Genomic DNA, 374 nt, shown 5'->3' with positions numbered 1-374 from the left:
TTAAAGTAAGAATGTACGGGACTCCGGTAGTAAAAATAGGCTTTGAACGTTTTGAAAATGGATTGGGAGTAAATGTAATAGGAGCGGCAATAAATGAACCTGATTTTGTAGGGAGTAATGGTAAATGGAAAGGCTTGGTAGGAGAAAGAAGACCGGTATTGGGAGTAAAGGTGGAAGATATAGAAAGGATGAAAAAGAACTGGAAAGACAGTAAAGCAATAGCCAATATGCCGATAGTGAAATCCATATTAAGAGAAGAAGCCGGAGGAGTGTTGGCATTACCGAAATTAGTAAGTGAAGAGGAGAAAGCAAAGTATAATGAAAATCCGAGTAAGTGGCTAAAGGAAAATAATTATTCAATGCCGATAACAAGT

Annotated in this window: 1 protein-coding gene; it reads left to right on the top strand. The window is 37.4% G+C overall.

The window, feature by feature from the left end; all coding sequences use genetic code 11:
* A partial coding sequence (locus tag EII29_RS12430; protein ID WP_158612559.1) for a hypothetical protein occupies positions 1-374 on the top strand: 374 nt, incomplete at both ends.

The sequence above is a fragment of the Leptotrichia sp. OH3620_COT-345 genome, assembly GCF_003932895.1.
Classification (GTDB): domain Bacteria; phylum Fusobacteriota; class Fusobacteriia; order Fusobacteriales; family Leptotrichiaceae; genus Pseudoleptotrichia.
This window is presented reverse-complemented; position numbering and strand designations above follow the sequence as displayed.